The sequence below is a fragment of the Ruminococcus callidus ATCC 27760 genome (assembly GCF_000468015.1).
In the GTDB taxonomy this organism is placed as follows: domain Bacteria; phylum Bacillota; class Clostridia; order Oscillospirales; family Ruminococcaceae; genus Ruminococcus_C; species Ruminococcus_C callidus.
Window position 1 is genome coordinate 7,116 of record NZ_KI260314.1, and the last position, 2,847, is coordinate 9,962.

The window sequence follows — 2,847 nt, forward strand, 5'->3', positions numbered from 1 at the left end:
CGCCAGACGCTCTTTGTGCGGTATTGCCTTACAGAAAAAAAACAGAAAAACCGGCTGTCAGATAACTGACAGCCGGTTTTTTAGAATGCATTATCAAATTAATAAGTAAAGCCTTGTGCAGTGCTGCCTTTACTTCTTTTCCGCCATTCCCAAAGCAATTGCCTTGAGGTTTGCTTCAATGAGGTGAGCACGTTTCGGCGGAATGCACTTTTCCATTGCCTTTTTCACGGTGTCCATATCAAACAGGTTGGTTTCTGCCAGCATTCTGCCCAGCAGCACCATATTTGCCGCACCGTTCAGCCCTGCATTGGTGGCAATGTCCGTTGCCGGCAGAGAGATTGCCGTGATGTCGGTTCTCTCGCAGGTTTCCTCAACAATAGAGTTATCGAACAGTACCAGACCGTCCGGCTTGACTGCATCGATAAACTTCTTATAGGACGGGCCATTCATCGCAATGAGATAGTCCGGCGTTGTCACAACCGGAGAACCGATCGGTTCATCGGAAATACAAACGGAACAGTTAGCAGTACCACCACGCATTTCCGGACCGTAAGACGGCAGCCAGCTGAGTTCCTTGCCGGCGATCAGTCCGCAGTATGCCAGAATCTTTCCGGCAAACAGAATGCCCTGTCCGCCGAAACCAGCTAAAATGATTTCAGTTGTCATGCCTTTGCACCCTCCTCTGCGGTAACGTCCTTATATACGCCCAGCGGGTAGTAAGGAATCATCTTGTCCTTGACGAACTGCATGGACTCTGTGGGCGACATGCCCCAGTTGGTGGGACATGTGGACAGCACTTCAATGATCGACAGACCACGCTTTGCCTTTTCATTTTCGAATGCCTTGCGAATTGCCTTCTTGGCTTCGCGGATATGGGGAACGCTGTCGATCGCCACACGCTGTGCTAATGCAGTACCGCTGAGCGTTGCCATCATTTCACAGATACGGATCGGATAGCCGGCAGTTTCAACGTTTCTGCCGAACGGTGTCGTCTGTGTCACCTGTCCCGGCAGCGTGGTCGGAGCCATCTGACCGCCAGTCATGCCGTAGGTGGTGTTATTGATGAAGATCACCACGATATTTTCGCCGCGGGTACCAACATGAACGGTTTCTGCGGTACCGATCGCCGCAAGGTCACCGTCGCCCTGATAGGAAAAGACAAACTTGTCCGGATTGGTACGCTTTGCACCGGTAGCCACTGCCGGAGCTCTGCCGTGGGGAGCTTCGATCACATCGCAGCCGAAATAGTTATAGGACATTACCGAACAGCCTACCGGAACAACACCGATGGTGTCGCCCTCGATGCCCATTTCGTCAATGACTTCGCAGACCAGACGGTGTACGATACCGTGACCGCAGCCCGGACAGAAGTGTGTGGAAACGTCCAGCAGGGACTTCGGATGATCAAATACAACAGCCATTATTCTGCACCTCCTGCCAGTTTTTCGATCTCCGCCAGTACTTCTGCCGGAGTGGGGATCACGCCGCCGGTTCTGCCGAAGAACGATACCGGCAGACGGCACTCTGTTGCCAGACGAACGTCATCGATCATCTGACCCATAGACATTTCCACGTCCAGAATATGAGAAGCATGCTTGGTTGCTTCGCACAGTTCTTTTTTCGGGAACGGCCACAGGGTCTTGGGACGGCACAGACCTGCCTTGATGCCCTTGCGGCGGGCAGCAGTGACAGCGGACTTGGATACACGTGCAGATGCACCATAAGCGGTAACGACGATCTCCGCATCATCACAGCAGTACAGTTCTGCATCGGTTTCGGTTTCTTCAATAATGGCGTAACGCTTGAACCGTTCCTGTACCTTTGCCTCCAGCAGCGGTGCGTCCAGATACAGAGAGTTGATGATATGGTGTTCCCGCTTGTTGCCGTGACCGTTTGCAGCCCAGTCGGACTTGTCCGGCAGCGTGGTGCGGGGTTCCGGAAATGTTACCGGCTCCATCATCTGTCCCAGCAGACCGTCTGCCAGAATCATTGCCGGCATGCGGTACTGGTCAGCCTTGTCGAATGCCAGCGTCACGGTGTCCACCATTTCCTGTACGGAACATGGTGCATATACCAGAATATGAAAATCACCGTGTCCCATGGCGTGGGTCGCCTGATTATAGTCAGACTGTGCCGGCTGGATCGAGCCCAGACCCGGACCGCCACGCTGTACGTTGATGATCAGCCCCGGCAGGTCGGAACCAGCCATGTAAGAGATTCCCTCTGCCTTCAGCGAAACGCCGGGCGAGGAGGACGATGTCATGGCACGCACGCCGGTAGATGCGGCACCCAGCACCATGTTGATCGCTGCAATTTCCGACTCTGCCTGCAAAAAGACACCGCCGGATTTTTCCATACGCTTTGCCATATACGCAGACAGTTCGGTCTGCGGTGTGATCGGATAGCCAAAGAAGCACTTACAGCCGGCACGAATTGCCGCTTCTGCCAATGCCTCGTTGCCCTTCATCAGACTTCTTTCCATTGGTTATGAACCTTCTTTCACTTTTGAATGGTAATTGCACAATCCGGACAGATCATTGCACACATGGCACAACTGATACATGCGTCCTGATCAGTGCATTCCGCGGTAAAATATCCTTTTTCATTCCGGTGTTCTTTTTGCAGGGCAACGATCTGCTTGGGACAGACCGTTACGCAAAGACCACACCCTTTACAGCGTTCAAACCGAACCTGCATTTTCTCCATATTCCTCACTCCTTTCTGCGTACATTTATTCTACAAGACACTTGAGGCAACGCCGCACAGGACACGCCCTTCGGGTGCCTTTTCAGAGAAGCTTACTTTGTAAAATCTTAGGGCAATACCGCACAAAGAGCGTCTGGCGAC

At 52.8% G+C, this 2,847-nt stretch carries 4 protein-coding genes; all 4 read right to left on the reverse strand.

The window, feature by feature from the left end; translation table 11 throughout:
* Positions 1-129: 129 nt before the first annotated feature.
* The 4 genes from RUMCAL_RS02485 to RUMCAL_RS02500 are packed head-to-tail and all read right to left on the reverse strand — an operon-like array spanning position 130 to position 2,706.
* On the reverse strand, positions 130-666 hold the full coding sequence (locus RUMCAL_RS02485; protein ID WP_021680891.1) for a 2-oxoacid:acceptor oxidoreductase family protein: 537 nt from the start codon (positions 664-666) through the stop codon (positions 130-132).
* Complete coding sequence (locus tag RUMCAL_RS02490) at positions 663-1,421, reverse strand: thiamine pyrophosphate-dependent enzyme (RefSeq protein WP_021680892.1); 759 nt, start codon at positions 1,419-1,421, stop codon at positions 663-665. The genes RUMCAL_RS02485 and RUMCAL_RS02490 overlap by 4 nt, the downstream gene beginning before the upstream one ends.
* Positions 1,421-2,482 carry a 3-methyl-2-oxobutanoate dehydrogenase subunit VorB gene (locus tag RUMCAL_RS02495; RefSeq protein ID WP_021680893.1) on the reverse strand — a complete coding sequence of 354 codons (1,062 nt, stop codon included), beginning with the start codon at positions 2,480-2,482 and terminating at the stop codon, positions 1,421-1,423. Before RUMCAL_RS02495 ends, RUMCAL_RS02490 begins: the two co-directional genes overlap by 1 nt.
* 17 nt (positions 2,483-2,499) lie before the next feature.
* Positions 2,500-2,706, reverse strand: a complete 207-nt coding sequence (locus RUMCAL_RS02500; protein ID WP_021680894.1) for a 4Fe-4S dicluster domain-containing protein — start codon at positions 2,704-2,706, stop codon at positions 2,500-2,502.
* Between the last annotated feature and the right edge of the window lie 141 nt (positions 2,707-2,847).

Bases quoted from the DNA above. Each gene is read 5' to 3' on its own strand.
- RUMCAL_RS02500 (WP_021680894.1), bottom strand. From the start codon at position 2,706: ATGGAGAAAATGCAGGTTCGGTTTGAACGCTGTAAAGGGTGTGGTCTT.
- RUMCAL_RS02485 (WP_021680891.1), bottom strand. From the start codon at position 666: ATGACAACTGAAATCATTTTAGCTGGTTTCGGCGGACAGGGCATTCTG.
- RUMCAL_RS02495 (WP_021680893.1), bottom strand. From the start codon at position 2,482: ATGGAAAGAAGTCTGATGAAGGGCAACGAGGCATTGGCAGAAGCGGCA.
- RUMCAL_RS02490 (WP_021680892.1), bottom strand. From the start codon at position 1,421: ATGGCTGTTGTATTTGATCATCCGAAGTCCCTGCTGGACGTTTCCACA.